At 35.7% G+C, this 16460-nt stretch carries 13 protein-coding genes and 2 CRISPR repeat arrays; all 13 genes read left to right on the top strand.

The window, feature by feature from the left end; all coding sequences use genetic code 11:
* The first annotated feature begins 337 nt into the window (after window positions 1-337).
* A complete protein-coding gene (locus tag ACT29I_RS24175; RefSeq protein WP_444794671.1) occupies window positions 338-1255 on the top strand; it encodes a helix-turn-helix transcriptional regulator in 918 nt (305 codons plus the stop codon).
* Between the two features lie 58 nt (window positions 1256-1313).
* The gene (gene cas6 / locus ACT29I_RS24180; protein WP_444794672.1) at window positions 1314-2087 is read left to right on the top strand and encodes a CRISPR-associated endoribonuclease Cas6; all 774 of its coding nucleotides are present in this window, start codon (window positions 1314-1316) and stop codon (window positions 2085-2087) included.
* Window positions 2088-2144: 57 nt separating this feature from the next.
* Window positions 2145-2783 (top strand): transposase, encoded by a 639-nt coding sequence (locus ACT29I_RS24185; protein WP_444794673.1) that lies wholly within the window; start codon window positions 2145-2147, stop codon window positions 2781-2783.
* Between the two features lie 203 nt (window positions 2784-2986).
* A complete protein-coding gene (locus tag ACT29I_RS24190) occupies window positions 2987-3112 on the top strand; it encodes a hypothetical protein (RefSeq protein WP_430936623.1) in 126 nt (41 codons plus the stop codon).
* Window positions 3109-5349: a hypothetical protein gene (locus ACT29I_RS24195; protein WP_430936621.1), complete on the top strand. Its 2241-nt coding sequence runs from the start codon at window positions 3109-3111 to the stop codon at window positions 5347-5349. The genes ACT29I_RS24190 and ACT29I_RS24195 overlap by 4 nt, the downstream gene beginning before the upstream one ends.
* A gap of 12 nt (window positions 5350-5361) precedes the next feature.
* A complete protein-coding gene (locus ACT29I_RS24200; protein WP_430936619.1) occupies window positions 5362-6471 on the top strand; it encodes a type I CRISPR-associated protein Cas7 in 1110 nt (369 codons plus the stop codon).
* A complete protein-coding gene (gene cas5 / locus ACT29I_RS24205) occupies window positions 6468-7178 on the top strand; it encodes a CRISPR-associated protein Cas5 (protein WP_430936617.1) in 711 nt (236 codons plus the stop codon). Before ACT29I_RS24200 ends, cas5 begins: the two co-directional genes overlap by 4 nt.
* Window positions 7163-9619, top strand: coding sequence for a CRISPR-associated helicase Cas3' (cas3, locus tag ACT29I_RS24210; protein ID WP_444794674.1), 2457 nt, complete (start codon window positions 7163-7165; stop codon window positions 9617-9619). Before cas5 ends, cas3 begins: the two co-directional genes overlap by 16 nt.
* 80 nt (window positions 9620-9699) lie before the next feature.
* Window positions 9700-10215: a DUF6155 family protein gene (locus tag ACT29I_RS24215; RefSeq protein WP_444794675.1), complete on the top strand. Its 516-nt coding sequence runs from the start codon at window positions 9700-9702 to the stop codon at window positions 10213-10215.
* A 39-nt stretch (window positions 10216-10254) separates the two neighbouring features.
* Window positions 10255-11142: a UPF0158 family protein gene (locus ACT29I_RS24220; RefSeq protein WP_444794676.1), complete on the top strand. Its 888-nt coding sequence runs from the start codon at window positions 10255-10257 to the stop codon at window positions 11140-11142.
* Window positions 11143-11213: 71 nt separating this feature from the next.
* Window positions 11214-11723 (top strand): CRISPR-associated protein Cas4, encoded by a 510-nt coding sequence (gene cas4, locus ACT29I_RS24225; protein ID WP_444794677.1) that lies wholly within the window; start codon window positions 11214-11216, stop codon window positions 11721-11723.
* The gene (cas1b, locus tag ACT29I_RS24230; RefSeq protein WP_430936607.1) at window positions 11720-12724 is read left to right on the top strand and encodes a type I-B CRISPR-associated endonuclease Cas1b; all 1005 of its coding nucleotides are present in this window, start codon (window positions 11720-11722) and stop codon (window positions 12722-12724) included. Before cas4 ends, cas1b begins: the two co-directional genes overlap by 4 nt.
* A complete protein-coding gene (gene cas2 / locus ACT29I_RS24235; RefSeq protein ID WP_444794678.1) occupies window positions 12724-12987 on the top strand; it encodes a CRISPR-associated endonuclease Cas2 in 264 nt (87 codons plus the stop codon). Before cas1b ends, cas2 begins: the two co-directional genes overlap by 1 nt.
* 225 nt (window positions 12988-13212) lie before the next feature.
* Window positions 13213-14891: a CRISPR direct-repeat array (repeat unit 30 nt; unit sequence CTACTAATCGCACCATACTGGAATTGAAAT).
* A gap of 89 nt (window positions 14892-14980) precedes the next feature.
* Window positions 14981-16378: a CRISPR direct-repeat array (repeat unit 30 nt; unit sequence CTACTAATCGCACCATACTGGAATTGAAAT).
* Window positions 16379-16460: the final 82 nt, after the last annotated feature.

Below are 16460 nucleotides of genomic sequence, written 5' to 3' on the forward strand. Positions count from 1 at the left end.
GTGGCTTTATGCCGGAAGCTTTTGAAAACCCGTAGGACCTGTCTTTTGCAAACGTAGATGCCTTTATGGCCGGGTTTGGATTTTACACTACCAATCTTCATAATTGTCTCTTTTAACGTATAACAGTAAAACTAATTTATGAGACTGATAGGAATAACGTTGGATGCAAAAGGTCAATTTGTATTGCCAAAACGCTAGTTATACAAGACAGCAGTATTTCATTCACTTAGTTTTCTTCAAGTTATAGGGGATAAAGTAAATTTTAATCAGAAAAATGCATTGATGTAAATTATATATTATGTATATTTATTTCTGGATTTAAATTCTACACCAACCTATGAACGAACATGAGAAACTCCGACGTTTATTAGAAATGTTAATTTTTCTTTCCTCTGGATTACGCTATACAAAAGATGAAATAATACAAAGGTTTAACTTAAGCGAGAGAAGTTTTTACAGATACATAAGAACATTTAGAAATGCAGGATTTATAATATTAGTGCCAAAAGAAGGCAGGTACTTTATCGATAAAAAAAGTCCATATTTTAAAGAGATAGACGAATTACTGCATTTTTCAAAAGAAGAAGCTTATATCCTTCAACAAGCAATCCATAGTATAAGCAACGTAAATCTGTTAAAGCAAAATCTTATTGAAAAATTATACGCTCTGTATAATTCTGAGAGAGTGGCAGATACTATAACCAAGATGGAGCACTCCAAAAATATTCATGAGATAACTAAAGCAATAAAACAAAAGAAAAGAGTATTACTGATTGGCTATCAGTCTGCCAATAGCAATGCGAAAAAAGATAGGGTGGTGGAACCGTTTAAATTTACCTCCAATTTTATTGCTACATGGGCTTACGATGTAGAAAGCAATTGCTGTAAGATTTTTAAAAATACGCGTATTGCATCCGTAAAAATTTTGAAAGAGAACTGGAATCATGAGCCATTTCATGTGGCTTTACCTATGGATGTTTTCCGGATTAGTTCAAAAGAGCAAACTGAGGTGAAACTTAAATTATCGGTTAGAGCTAGCGAACTGCTAAAAAAAGAGTATCCATTGGCAGAACAATTTATTACCATAGATCCACATGATGATTGTGTTTTTACTGCTCCTGTTTGCGGTTTTGAAGGTGTTGGGCGTTTTGTAATAGGTTTATGTAACGATGTAGAAGTAGTCTATCCCAGAGAATTGAAGGATTTTATAAAAACTAAAGTAAAAAATATTCTGACTGACAGTAGTTGGCAGTAACGTCTTTTTTATTTGCATATAATTTATTGAGTTGGATTTAATTATAAGAAACTATTAAATGAGATTTGAATTAAGCCTTAACCGCACCACAAAGCAGCGAATGTTGCCCATGGATTACCAGTATTACATTAGTGCCTGGATTTATAAGGTGCTAAAACAAGCCGACAAGGACTTTGCCGGCTTCCTGCACGAAAAAGGATATGGGCAAAGCGAAACCAAATTGTACAAGCTCTTTTGTTTCTCGCGCCTGAATTTTGGGAAACCCAAACTTTGGAAAGAGAAAAAACTGTTTGAGATAACGGCGCACGAAATTAAACTGCAAATTTCGTTCGATGTAAACGAAGCGGCTTCCAATTTTATTAAAGGACTGTTTATGTCGCAAGAATTTTACCTGGGCGACAAGTTTAACGGCATCGATTTTAAAGTGGCAAATGTTGCCGCCTTGGCAGAACCCGAATGTAAACCTACCATGCAATACCGCCTGCAAACACCCTGGGTGGTTAGCTACAAATCCGAAAACGATAAACACCCACAATACCTCTCCCTCAAAGATGAGAACTTTAAAGTGTTGGCCATAAAACACATCGCTGAAAAATACAATAACACCAGAAATCAGGGTTCCGTTTCTACCGAACAAATAAAACTTAAGCTGACAAGCGATTTTAAACGGTCCGGCTTTGTGATGAAGCCCGGCACAAAGGAACAATCGCGTATCGTGGGGTCTTTGTTCCAATTTGAATTGACGGCGCCGGTTGAGGTGCAGCAGATGGTTTGGGGTGCGGGGGTGAGCGAAAAGAGTAGTGCTGGATTTGGGTGGATAGAGATGAAATAAAATTCAGTTCTGACAGGGTTTTGAACTCTGTCAGAATTAAGGATAACAAAAAATAACATGAATCCCGAAAAATTACAATACGGCAAATTTTACCATATCTATTCGCACGGAGTGGGTAACCGAAATATGTTTAAGGAAGCAGAGAATTATGCGTTTTTCCTGCATTTATACGACAAGCATATTTTTCCGGTTGCCGATACTTATGCGTGGGTGCTAATGCCTAACCATGTACATTTTGTGGTAAGGATTAAGTCGGAAGATGAGATTGTTGCATTTATCTCCGATACCTCTGTCAGAGTTCCGAACTCTGTCAGAGGTAAAAACGACAAACCAATAAAAATTGGGACACCCTCTCAACAATTCGCAAAACTTTTTAATGCCTATGCCCAATCGTTTAACAAATGGATTAAAGCCCGCGGCCCTTTATTTGAACGACCATTTAAACGGAAGCAGGTTGACAATATGCATTATTTAAAAAAACTGGTGTTGTACATCCACAATAATCCAGTTCGTCATGGCTTTTGTGAACACCCTTTGGAATATCCTTGGTCGTCGTATTTAAGTTGTATTTCTGTAAAACCAACAAAACTCAAACGCGATGAAACTATTGGCTGGTTCGATACTGAAGCGAATTTTAATACCGCTCATGGCGAAAAAATGGATTTTAGAGACCTAGAAAATTGGTTGGAATTTTAATAAGAATTTACAGCTCTGACAGAGTTTGAAACTCTGTCAGAGGTTAAATTAAGGAAAGCAATTGATGACAAAAAATAATGAAGATTAACAACGCCAATAAATTGCCTGAAAGGCATAATGATTTCAAACCAATGGCAAGGCCTTGGGCAAAGAATAACAAACAAGCAAATGCGGCCTGAAAGGTCAGATTAAAATAAGTAGTTATGGATAAAATAAATATTTCACTGTTAAAAGCACCGCCCCAATTAACTGAAAAGGTGATTTTGGAAATAGAACCGTTGGCACCGCTGTCGATGGTGAATAGAAAAATTAAAAATATTAATGAATGAGTTTACAAACAATATTACAAATAGGTCATGTTCTTCGTAATTCAGAAAACTCTCTGAAATATTACAAGTATGTAAAACCTTCACCAGTGGACAAAGAGGATGATCCACTAATTTTTATAACTATTCCTGTTTCTGGCAATTTTATTTTTGACTGGAACAAAATGCGAATTACTCCAGAAAACAAAAGGGATAAACTATACTATCTGCTATATAAAACATCAAGCGATAGTAGTCCGCTAAAATACATTTTTGGAGATATATTTTATTCTCGAAAAAGCTCTTTCGATAAGTCTGGCAATTTTAAGAAAGTTGATGATTTTGGAAATTATACTTTAGAAAAAGGAGAAAAGAGTGCTTATAAAAACGGACGAAAAGTGTTAAACAGTATTAGGGATGAATTCTTATTAAATACATCAATAGAAATGATGAAAGGGATACCTGATATTGAGAGCAAAGATTACGAAACCATTTCAAAGCTAATTGCAAAGCTTTATCACGATAAAGAGAATAAAGTAAAAATTCCTAAAAAGTTCTTGAATAAGCAACAGTATTTCGAAAAGATCATTAGTAAATTAAAAGAGCAATGGGAGGAATTTAAACTTTCAAAGTTTAATAATTCTTATGGAGAAAGTCTAAATGAGTTTGAATTGATATTACGATATGCCCCTTTGGTTAAAGATTATATTGAGAATAATAAAACAGAGGTAATCGAAGAGCTTTTTCAGGATGAAACTCGAGTAAAGGAAGAATATTTAGGTTGGCTAATTCGAACAAATGAAAAGTCATTAAAAAAAATAGTAAAAAAAGATAACACTTTTGAGGATTTATCAGAAGCATCGAAAAACAAGCTTTTAAAATACGCAAATCATAAGGTATTTCTTCATTTTGAATTTGAAGGTGGTAAGCATTGGTATCATTTCAAAGAACCATTTCAATTTATTACAAATAAGCTTAACGCAGAATTGATTGAAACTATAAATGATGATAATGGTAAATCTTATGTCGTACCGCATAAAAGTATTTATCGGACATTGTGTTCAGGAAATACGAATAATGATGTCCAGACTCCGAAATTCACTTTATCTGCTCGCAAAAAATCATTTTATTTTGAATCAAAAGATCAATTTGAAGATTTTCTTTACACTGAAGCTATACTTAATAAAAGGTTTAGAACATTAAAAAATACAGACATCGCATTGTTTGTTTATCCTGTTGTTACAAAAGGAGAGCAGTTTTCTGTTAAAGAATTCGATGAGTTCTTCTTTGAAAAGAAAGATGAAAGAAGACTGACAGCTGAGCCCTTGATTCCTTTCTTTGATAATAAGACAATAAAATTTACTCGATTTGATTTTGTTTTCGCCGACACTAGTGGAAATACTGTTAATGATATGATAGAAATTTCAGGGTTAGATAAAAGCACATTATATCGTATTGGTACTAGAATTGAAAATATTTCAATAGAACTTTCTAAAAATTGGAAAAAGGAAACAAATAGCGAAAAAGAATTTTATTTTAAAATAGAAAATAGTCTTTTAGATATTATGGGTTCCTACTTCTATGATGATAAAAAAGGAACTGCAATAATAAAATCAAATAATGGCTACAAAGGTCATCTGATAAAAACTCTTCCTCTGATTTATTCTGAAAATTACTATAGTGATGAAATGTTGTTACCCAATGTAATTAGAAAGGTCGAATTGGCAGCAAGATCAGATGATAAAACGGGGTGTTTTACACGGTTAAGATATGCACTCCAATTTTTATACAAAATACAAAATTCTAAAAACGATAGATATATGAAATTAACAGGATCTGCCAGTTATAAAATTGGCGTAGAAATGGGCAAAATGGCTAAGCCATTAAAAAATGCTATTGGTTCGTTTGAAAAGAGCTACGTAGGTTTATTGTCTCGAAGAGTTAAAACATTAGAAATGTGCCGAAAATTCTTAAATGAAATTGACGAAAAGCTTGTGCTGCACGATAAAAATTTCACCAGACAGGTTTCTGCATCTATTAGAGGAGATCTTGCTGATATGGTGCCTAATGATTACGATGAAAATGCACTTGCATTTGGTTTTTTTGAAGGATACTATAAATACGAGGCTAGAGATGAAGTAGCCAGCTTTGTAAAAACAATCGAAAAATTGATAGCCGCAATTAAAGACAGTGAAATGTTAGCTAGTGAAACACAAAAGCTAACGGAAATACTAGAAACAATCCAAGAAAATAAACAATAAAAAATTAGTAAAATGAGTGAAACAAAAACAATTACAAAAAAATCAGAGATTCTATTTTTCTACGAAACAACTTATAACACTCCTAACGGAGATCCTTTTACAGGAGAACAGCGTATTGATGAAGAAACAAGGAAGATACTTGTAAGTGATGTGCGTATTAAACGATTTATAAGAACATACTTAGAGGAAACTAAAGGATTATCTATTTATGTTACTGATAAATCCAGTGCAGGTAAAACTGACTCTAAAGGTGTTTTAACAGCAATTGCTAAAGGCGAAAATAGAAATCCCGATAGATTGACTGATATTGGAGAAATTTTGAAAACACAAATCGATGTTCGACTATTTGGTGGAATCTCGACTTTAGCAGATAAAGCAAAAGACATTAAAATTAAAAATACAGAAGGTAAAGAAATTGCATGTACAAACGGTCATGTGCAATTTACTGGACCAGTTCAGTTTGCTCTCTTAAATCCATCATTGAATGAGGTGAATTTACGAATGCACCAAAACACAACACACTTTACTTCTAAAGAAGACAAGACACAGGGCTCTATTGGTACTACAAGCGTTGTACCCTATTCTTTGATGCAGATTCATGGTTGGATTAATCCCAAAGTAGCAGAAAAAACGGGTATGTCTGAGCCGGATTTAATATTAATGTACGAAGGTTTATGGTACGGAACATCAGGAGAGGGTACTTCTCATTCGCGTACAAAAGTTGGTCAAGATTCACTCTTGCTATTAGAAATAGTTTATAAGGAGAGTAATCAAAAAATCTATGGGGTTGATCGTCTTGTAAAAATAAAAAAGAAAGACGGAAAAAAAGGAGAACAACTTCGTAGTATGGATGATTTTGATTTCGATTTTTCTAAATTATTTGAGGAAGTAAAAAAAGATAAAGTTGAGTGTGTTAACTACTACACAGAATTAGATTGTATTAAAGAAGCATTGACTGGTAAAAAGGTTAAACCTGAAAAAAACGATGAAGACAGCTCTTCTGGTGATGAACAAAATAATAAGGCTCAAACAGAAATAAAGGAACAACACGAAAAGTGGAGAAAGAAATTCAAAATAATGAGCTTTAAATCAAACAATACAAAAGAAAATGAGAAGAAATGAAAGGGATTCAGTTAAGAATAAAAGGTAACTGGGCGCATTTCAAAAAACCAGAAACCAATAACAATCCATTGTCTCACGATATTATTACCAAAACAGCTCTGATTGGAATGATCGGAGCTGTTATTGGCATTGAACGAGATGACATGAAAGAACTGTTCCCTCAATTATCAGAGGATCTTCTTTATGGCGTCCAATTGGAAAAAAATCCTAAAAAAGTCTCTTGGGGATTTACGAGTAAATCAGCTTATGAACCTGTTTCATCAGGATCGCCTAAGTATTTTGAATTTCTCAAGTCTCCTAGTTTTATTGTAACACTTGCAATTCGCTCCGATAGGTCTTTAGATATCTTTGATAAATTCTCATCATATGTGAAGGAAGAAAAAGCAGTTTACACACCAATCTTAGGCTGGCATAACTGTCCCGCCGAATTGGAATTTATTTCGGAAAGTAATTTCTTGGTTGTAAGAAATGGGAAATTTAAAACGAAAGGGTTTGTGTGTAGCAAGGGGTATGAATTACATGATATATCTGGCGAATTTAGGATCGGATTCGATCGAGTTCCTACTTTTCAAGATAATGATATGTGGAATCATCCTGATAAATATGTAGAGATAGTTTATCCTGATGCTAGCCAACAACTATCAGTTGAAGGGGAATATTTTGAATTTAATACTTCAAACTCGTCAGAAAGATGGTGTCTCATTTAAACATATACTATTCTCATCCTCAGAAGCCTTTAATAAAGCACGTACAGGGGGTCTTAGCAAATGTAAAAAAGCTTACCAACTCACAACTTGCTGAGTTGGTTGCTATTTTGCATGATTTAGGTAAAATGAATCCTAATTTTCAGGCTAAATTACGTCCTGAATTAAATAATCAAGGTTATTCCCATCATTCATATTTGTCGGCAATTGTCTTTTATTTTGCATTTTGTAGTACCAGAAAGAATTTTGAGTTATTAAACAATTTGCTCAGAGATATGCCAAAGCAAAATGATATAATTGCCATTTTAGTTTTACTTGCAAAGCATCATGGTAATCTCCCGGATTTATCACCTTCTGATTATGGCAATACGGGAGCAAGTATTTTATCTAAAACAGAACTGGGGCAAGTTTTTGATTTCTTGGAAACAAATGAATCGATTCCGTTTCATCAGTTTGTAAGTCAATTTTATAATTTGGAAGATTTCACAAGTTTCATTATAGATAAGTCAAAAAAGGATGCGTTATTAAATTCGCTTTATTTTAAATCCGACCAAAATGTTAAGCCGTTAGATTTTTTCTTGAAGAATCAACATGCCTTTGCGTGTCTGATCCATGCCGATAAAGCAGATGCTGCCAAGTTTGATAATTTTATAGATGAGCAGAAGAAGGATATTGAGATTTTCTCTAAAATTTTCCCTAATCAGCTCAATTCATATTTAATGGCGCTGAAACAAGATTCTGATTTAAATAAACTACGAACATCCATTCGTGAACATGCTATTGAGAATATGCGGAATGGTATACGGAAAGGCAATCGTATTTTCGAATTGACAGCACCTACAGGTTCAGGCAAAACATTAATGATGCTTTCTTTGGCGTCAGAAATTATTCAAAACAAAGGCGCCAAAAGAATTATTTATGGACTTCCCTTTCTTTCAATAACAGAGCAAGTTGAATCAGAAGTTTTAAAAATATTTAAAGGCAATGAACAATTTGTACAACGTATTGACTCAAAATCAGAAAACGACCGATTCGAATCTATTCAAAAAGAGTTAGATTCAAATCCAACACAAGAGAAAATTTTAGAAGCCAACGTGTTGGAATTTCAGCAGAATACTTTCGCATATCCTTTTGTGATAACTACATTTGTGCGTTTTTTCGAAACGATATTGAGTAATAAGAATGCGGAGCTTTTGAAGTTGCCAAACTTTTTAAACTGTATTTTTTTATTAGATGAGATTCAATCATTACCCCCAAGGTTGTATGGATTTTTCGTTGCTTACCTGAATAAATTCTGTAGCAAATTTGATAGTTATGCTGTTATTTCGACAGCAACACAACCCAATTTTTCATTACCTAGGAATAATAATGCTGCTTTAGAGCTATTTCCCGATTACAAGATCCCATATTCATTATTGCCACTATCATATTTTAATCATGATTTGTTTAATCGCTATTTTGTCGACTACAATAATTCTCCAGTTGAACTAAAAGAATTGAAAGATCAGGTTTTATCTGAAAATAAATCTGTGCTGGTAATCTTAAATACTATTGATGACACCAAGGATTTATTCAGTTTGCTCAAAGAGGATTTAGAAAGTGAAGAATTATTACTGCTTAATACGCATTTTACTCCTCAGCACAGGAATTTGAAGATATATCTGGCGAAAAGAAGACTAAAGCAGAAAAAAAAGTTAATTGTTATTTCAACACAATTAATTGAAGCAGGCGTCGATATCGATTTTCCAATTGTATACAGAGATTTCACAACAGTGTCTAGTATAGTACAGTCTGCAGGAAGATGCAATAGAAATGGAAAGCTTGATGGACTAGGTAAGATTATCTTGTTCAAACTTAAGAATAAAGGAAAATTAAGAGCCGAATTGATTTACAGGGGAAAAGACAGTGAGTTACTTTCTTTTACGAAGCAATCTTTCCAACAAAATCAATATCAGGAAAAAGAATTAATCTCAGTTCAACAAGACTTTTTTTATCGAATTCAATCGGAACTGAACTTTGCCAAACATGAACAAAAATCCCCACAGGTAAAACTAAATTTTATTACAGATATCAAAGAGTGTCAATATGATAAAATTGGAAAATTTAGATTGATAGATAAACAAGCTTTTGGTGAAGAAATGCAATTTTATGTCCCTCGTAAGCACAGCGATGAAAAGTTTGAGATTTTACTAGAGTTACAAAGTGAATTAATTGATTTATTGAAATCTGAAGCAGATCAATCGTTACTAAGACTTCAAAAGAACAAAATTAGATCTCATTTGAAATCAATGTCAAATCAGATTGTTCAGGTTAGATTAAAATCGGGGCAAACAAAGCCTATGTTAGGGAACGAAAAAAACTACTATTCGCTTTCTAAAATAGATTTAAACTGTTATTCATTTAATTATGGAATAAAACTGGAAGGAGAAGAATTTCTAATTTAATCATTACCAACCTCTGACAGAGTTCAAAACTCTGTCAGAGGTAAGTTAACAAAAACGCAAACAACAAACAACAAAACAGTATGCCAACAAAAGGACTAAAAAAACACCTTAGCACCAGCACAAAAGAGGAGCTAATAAAACACATTGTAGAGTTGGACAAAAAATACCCATCGGTTCAGGAGTATCATCTATTGTATTTAAACAACGATGTTGAAGCTGTTGTTGCGAAGTACAAAAAACAAATAGAAAATGAGTTTTATCCATCACGTGGCGAACCTAAAATGCGTTTGTCCGTAGCCCGTAAAGCTGTTTCCGAAGTGAAGAAGCTTGGCATTCCGGCTGAATCGTTGGCTGATTTAATGCTGTTTTATGTTGAAGCAGGGGTACAGTTCACCAACGATTACGACGACATAAATGAACCGTTTTACAACAGTATGGAAAACATGTTTGGCAAAGTGTTGGGGCTGATGCAAACAGAAGGAATACTTGAGCATTTTCAGGACAGGGCTTATAAAATTACTGAAGATGCGTGCGATACGGGATGGGGATTTCACGAAACACTTTGCGATTTTTATTACGCGTATTACCAAATTTAATATCCCAAGAAAATGGTATTCAACAAAAGTAACCAACTCATGCAAAACTACATCAACCAATTAGTGGCCGATTTGGAAGCGGTAGTCCAAAACCCTCCTAATGCTGCATATATTGAGGCTCCTCCGCATTTAGAAGAAGAACCTGAAATTGCCGAACTTGCTCTGGTTCCATACCGAACTATTGAGGAACTAACCGGAATTAAGCAGGAAGCTTTTCCGGAAATAATACAATTGGTTGGCGGACAATGGGAAGCGGTAAATACAGCCATATTTAGAGTTTTCGAGGCGCTAAAAATTGATTTGGTTGACACTCCCAATGACATTCCTCCCGAATGGCTTTACGAAGTACTAACCACCAACTGGCAACACCCGGTTCAGTATTTACCATCGTCGGGCATGGATCTGGAACTTTGCACCGGTGACCCAATGACCTGCCCTTATGGCGAATATTGCGATTGCGGCGAAGACTGGGATGCATACGAGCTACCCGAAAAATTTGGTTTGCAACTGATAGAACGAGTTATAAAAGAAATTGAAAAAGACTGTGTTTGCTACTTAAATGCCGAAACACTGGAAATTGAATCGGTTTTAAAATCTCCGAAAAAACAAAAGCAGGCTGATTTGAAACATAAAAACTGGAAGGAATGCTATGTTTTCGAACCTTTCAACAACAATGAGCAAATGGAAATAATGACCCGTTTTTCGGAAAGCAACGAAGATGAAAACCTTTCGGAAGAACTCCTTTGTGTCCTCGAAAGCAAGGAGCCGTTTGCAAATTTTAATGCTTTAATCAACACTTCAAATCAGTGTAAAATTTGGTGCGACTATTACAGAGAACGCCTTAAAGACCACATTCGACAAAATATTTATCAAGAACTTCAAAAAAATAGTAAACCTCTGGATAATGACTGCGAATTGCCATTTTAATAAAGATTGGGGAGATTGATCTTTCTATTTTTAATATCAATAATCTAATTTAATCGTTAATCAATCTAAAAATGCAAACAACCGGCACCCACTTCAACTACTACCTCATTTGCCACCGCAAGCTCTGGCTTTTTGCCAACGATATAAATATGGAGCATACTTCCGATGCTGTTTACCAGGGCAAACTCATCCACGAAAACAGTTACAAACAACGTAGCGAACGTTTTAAAGAAATTGCCATTGAAGGCATAAAAATCGATTACTTCGATTCGAAAAACAACGTAGTTCATGAAATTAAAAAATCGGACAAAAAGGAAGAATCTCACATTCTACAAGTAAAGTATTATCTGTACGTGCTTGAGCAAAATAGGATAAATGCCACCGGTCTGCTTGAGTACCCTAAACTCAGAAAAACACAGGAGGTGTTACTTACTGAGCCCGACCGCGAATATATTAAGGAAGCCGAACAAGAGATTGAAAACATTATTCAGGCAGAAAACTGCCCCGGTCGTATTTCAAAACCTAAATGCAAAAACTGCTCTTACTTTGATTTTTGCTATGCCAACGAAACGGAACTATGAAAAAAACTTACTACTTATTTAATCCCGGTCGCTTGCAGCGGCGCGACAATACTTTAAAGTTTACACCTTACGACGAAGACGGCAATGAACAAAAACCGCGTTACCTGCCCGTTGAGAATGTGGATGAGTTATATTGTCTGGGGAACCTTGATGCCAATTCGGCATTATACAATTTTTTGGGGCAGCAGCAAATTCCCGTTCATTTTTTCGATTATTACGAAAACTATACCGGCTCGTTTATGCCGAGGGAAGCGCTGCTATCGGGAAAGGTATTGCTGGCACAAACCGATTTTCACAAGAACAAGAATAAACGCTTGCTGATAGCCCAACGTATATTGGAAGGCGCCAGCTATAATATGGTCAAAAACCTGCGTTATTACGACAAGCGAGGAAAAGACCTTGCCGATATTATCGAAATAATCGAAGGGCACAGCAATCATATTTCGCAAGCAACAGAAATCGACGAACTGATGGGCATCGAAGGCAATATCCGCAAGAACTATTACGAAGCTTTTAACCTTATCCTGAATAATTTTGAAATGGCCGGACGCTCATACCGTCCTCCACAGAACGAAGTCAACGCGCTGATGTCGTTTGGGAACATGATGTGCTACAGTCAATGTTTGCGTGCGATTCACCAAACACAACTCAACCCGCTTATTTCGTTTCTGCACCAACCGGGCGAACGCCGTTTCTCGCTATCGCTGGATATCGCCGAAATTTTCAAACCCATATTGGTCGACCGTGTCATATTCAAGGTCATGAACAAACGCGAGATACAAGCCAATGATTTTGAACCCAATTTGAACGCGGTATTGCTAAAACCCCAAGGCCGGAAAAAGTTTGTGCAGGCATGGGAAACGCGCCTCACCGAAACCCTAAAGCACCGCAGCTTAAACAGGAACATTAGCTACAAACACTTGATAAAACTAGAATGTTACAAGTTGGCAAAGCATATTTTAGGGATTGAAGAATACAAACCTTTTAAAATGTACTGGTAATGTATGTAATTGCTGTATACGATTGCGGACAAAAGCGGGTAGGGAAAATGTTGAAACTCTGCCGCCGGTATTTAAACTGGATACAAAACTCGGTTTTTGAAGGAGAAATAACCGAAGCCCGTTTAGAAGAACTAAAAATAGCCGCTCAAAATATTATGGACGAAGACGAGGATAGTTTTATTATTTTTAAAACCCGCCAGGAGAAGTGGCTCGACAAAGAAATCATAGGAAAAGAACGCAGTAGTTTAAGCAATTTTCTTTAAATTTTAAGTTGTCGTTCTCTGATTTACGCGGTTAAATTTATTGACAAAGAAAACAAATTTAACCAAAACGTTCTTTGACATACTGAATATCAACCAAGAACAAACGTTGTCGATACCCTGGTATTTTTATGGCATTGCACATCGACAACTATTGTATGCCAAGATCAAAATTTCTATCTTCGTAAACCGTTCAGGACCAATATATTTTTTGAGGTTGTGGAACGGCTACTAATCGCACCATACTGGAATTGAAATAGGGAAAGCCGATCTGAATACCCTGAACCATATTTCTACTACTAATCGCACCATACTGGAATTGAAATATTTCCATTGTATAGCATTTTCGTCTGGCACCTCACTACTAATCGCACCATACTGGAATTGAAATAGGATTTATCGAAGAAGTTGTAAGAGGACAAAAGCAACTACTAATCGCACCATACTGGAATTGAAATGAATTAGGAAGAAAGGATGATTTGCCGTTTTAAAATCTACTAATCGCACCATACTGGAATTGAAATTTAAGAAGCATAGGAGCTACGCTGAAAATTGAAGAAACTACTAATCGCACCATACTGGAATTGAAATTTGAAATCGGCCGCTGCCTGTGCGAAATCCCCAAACCTACTAATCGCACCATACTGGAATTGAAATGGCAATTCTTTTTTGAAAACAAAGGCAAACACAGCTACTAATCGCACCATACTGGAATTGAAATAACGAAGACCTCAAACGCAGACTTAGATGTCGGACTACTAATCGCACCATACTGGAATTGAAATTGATTATAGAAAAATGGTTGGGCGCCACATCCGACCTACTAATCGCACCATACTGGAATTGAAATGAAGCAAGGGTTTGTGTAGGCAATCATGATGCTCTTGCTACTAATCGCACCATACTGGAATTGAAATTTGAGAAGGCATTGCTTAAATATGAAGTAGAAGGCTACTAATCGCACCATACTGGAATTGAAATCCTAGTTTTTTATCCCCAATAAAAAGCGATTTCGCTCTACTAATCGCACCATACTGGAATTGAAATGCATATCGAATATGTCATAGTAAACAGATATACCGCACTACTAATCGCACCATACTGGAATTGAAATAATAGTGTTGTTTATGATAGTTTTATGGGAACAGGACTACTAATCGCACCATACTGGAATTGAAATAACTTAACCTTATAGATGAGGTTAAAAAGTCAAGAGCTACTAATCGCACCATACTGGAATTGAAATTATAAAACCTGCTTAGTATTGCACACAAAGTTCTTGCTACTAATCGCACCATACTGGAATTGAAATAGCAAAAAAATATTTTAAACAACTAGCACAAATGCTGCTACTAATCGCACCATACTGGAATTGAAATATAATATTTCAATTCCATCATCGGGTTCGAAAATGGCTACTAATCGCACCATACTGGAATTGAAATACTGCACCAATATCTAATCGTTCAAATTTTGCCATCGCTACTAATCGCACCATACTGGAATTGAAATAGTTTTGCCAATTTCACGAAGTTTGTTAATTACCTTCTACTAATCGCACCATACTGGAATTGAAATGTAATAAGCCCTTATAGCTCAGCGGTAGAGGAATGCTACTAATCGCACCATACTGGAATTGAAATGTCGTTGACGACCTGATGCAGTTCTTTGACCTGAACCTACTAATCGCACCATACTGGAATTGAAATTGGGGATACTGGAAACAAAATACATACATACGGACTACTAATCGCACCATACTGGAATTGAAATGGAGTTAAAAGGTATCGTCGAATTCATTTTTGCAACTACTAATCGCACCATACTGGAATTGAAATTTTCATGTTGAGAGTTCCCAATCTCACATAAATGAAGTCTACTAATCGCACCATACTGGAATTGAAATAAATTTCAAATGGATATGGTGTTGGTTCAAAACGTTACCATACTGGAATTGAAATAATGATTCGGGTTGTGCAATACTGGCCAAGGGGGTCTACTAATCGCACCATACTGGAATTGAAATCCGGTATAGCTGACTTGAACGCAGGGGACGAACGGGCTACTAATCGCACCATACTGGAATTGAAATTGGGTTGATTTCGGCGGGTTCAAAGGTTATTTCCTACTAATCGCACCATACTGGAATTGAAATGTAAATTGTTGTGGTATTATATTTGGATGCGAAAAGTCTACTAATCGCACCATACTGGAATTGAAATTGATTAAGGATGGTAGAGACTACCACATCGATGCCTACTAATCGCACCATACTGGAATTGAAATTTGCCATTGTAGCCACTTTTTTATTTTTAGTGCTCCTACTAATCGCACCATACTGGAATTGAAATAATGATTCGGGTTGTGCAATACTGGCCAAGGGGGTCTACTAATCGCACCATACTGGAATTGAAATATCAACCTTGTCACATGTGGAGCTGACATGTTGGACTACTAATCGCACCATACTGGAATTGAAATTTAATTATATAAATAACTAAAATAATAGCTGTATAGGCTACTAATCGCACCATACTGGAATTGAAATTTTTGAAAAGAAAGGGTAACGGGGCCAACAGCAGGCTACTAATCGCACCATACTGGAATTGAAATAATATAAATGGCCGTAAGTGTGTTAGATTTTGGTTCTACTAATCGCACCATACTGGAATTGAAATGAGGATATGATCTATATGCCATAGAGCATAACTATACTACTAATCGCACCATACTGGAATTGAAATGAAAGGTTATAAACAGGGAATACGAAACCGACAACTACTAATCGCACCATACTGGAATTGAAATGAGATAAAATAAAAGTATTAGTAGGTTGCGTATGGACTACTAATCGCACCATACTGGAATTGAAATGAAAAAAACAACTGAACATCGAACTTACGAAGAACTACTAATCGCACCATACTGGAATTGAAATTTATAGGCATAGCTTATCACCTTTCCACGTGCTACTACTAATCGCACCATACTGGAATTGAAATTACGCATATTTGCCTTAATTCGCTGCAAGGTTACTGCTCTACTAATCGCACCATACTGGAATTGAAATTTGGGTCTGTATCGCTTTTTTGATTGTTTTGTAACTACTAATCGCACCATACTGGAATTGAAATATCTTATTCATATATTTCTTAATAACTCGATTGATACTACTAATCGCACCATACTGGAATTGAAATTGAATGGAAGTGTGATACATTTGACTGCTATGGATCTACTAATCGCACCATACTGGAATTGAAATTCACCAGGTTAGGCAGTGTGACCTCTTTTGTCTTGCTACTAATCGCACCATACTGGAATTGAAATGAGAGTATTGGTCAGAAGATAACTACTTTCCAAGCTACTAATCGCACCATACTGGAATTGAAATATTGCTAGATAAAACGGAGCTTACCCACCCAAAAAACGGTTTGTCCTCAGGCTCATAAATTGTCAAAAAAGCGTCAAAAAAA

This window comes from Saccharicrinis sp. GN24d3 (genome assembly GCF_052400645.1).
In the GTDB taxonomy this organism is placed as follows: Bacteria; Bacteroidota; Bacteroidia; order Bacteroidales; family Marinilabiliaceae; genus Saccharicrinis.

What these genes read in the sequence shown, in the direction of transcription:
- ACT29I_RS24175 (WP_444794671.1), top strand. Translation starts at nt 338, where the DNA reads ATGAACGAACATGAGAAACTCCGACGTTTATTAGAAATGTTAATTTTT.
- cas6 (WP_444794672.1), top strand. Translation starts at nt 1,314, where the DNA reads ATGAGATTTGAATTAAGCCTTAACCGCACCACAAAGCAGCGAATGTTG.
- ACT29I_RS24185 (WP_444794673.1), top strand. Translation starts at nt 2,145, where the DNA reads ATGAATCCCGAAAAATTACAATACGGCAAATTTTACCATATCTATTCG.
- ACT29I_RS24190 (WP_430936623.1), top strand. Translation starts at nt 2,987, where the DNA reads ATGGATAAAATAAATATTTCACTGTTAAAAGCACCGCCCCAATTAACT.
- ACT29I_RS24195 (WP_430936621.1), top strand. Translation starts at nt 3,109, where the DNA reads ATGAGTTTACAAACAATATTACAAATAGGTCATGTTCTTCGTAATTCA.
- ACT29I_RS24200 (WP_430936619.1), top strand. Translation starts at nt 5,362, where the DNA reads ATGAGTGAAACAAAAACAATTACAAAAAAATCAGAGATTCTATTTTTC.
- cas5 (WP_430936617.1), top strand. Translation starts at nt 6,468, where the DNA reads ATGAAAGGGATTCAGTTAAGAATAAAAGGTAACTGGGCGCATTTCAAA.
- cas3 (WP_444794674.1), top strand. Translation starts at nt 7,163, where the DNA reads ATGGTGTCTCATTTAAACATATACTATTCTCATCCTCAGAAGCCTTTA.
- ACT29I_RS24215 (WP_444794675.1), top strand. Translation starts at nt 9,700, where the DNA reads ATGCCAACAAAAGGACTAAAAAAACACCTTAGCACCAGCACAAAAGAG.
- ACT29I_RS24220 (WP_444794676.1), top strand. Translation starts at nt 10,255, where the DNA reads ATGCAAAACTACATCAACCAATTAGTGGCCGATTTGGAAGCGGTAGTC.
- cas4 (WP_444794677.1), top strand. Translation starts at nt 11,214, where the DNA reads ATGCAAACAACCGGCACCCACTTCAACTACTACCTCATTTGCCACCGC.
- cas1b (WP_430936607.1), top strand. Translation starts at nt 11,720, where the DNA reads ATGAAAAAAACTTACTACTTATTTAATCCCGGTCGCTTGCAGCGGCGC.
- cas2 (WP_444794678.1), top strand. Translation starts at nt 12,724, where the DNA reads ATGTATGTAATTGCTGTATACGATTGCGGACAAAAGCGGGTAGGGAAA.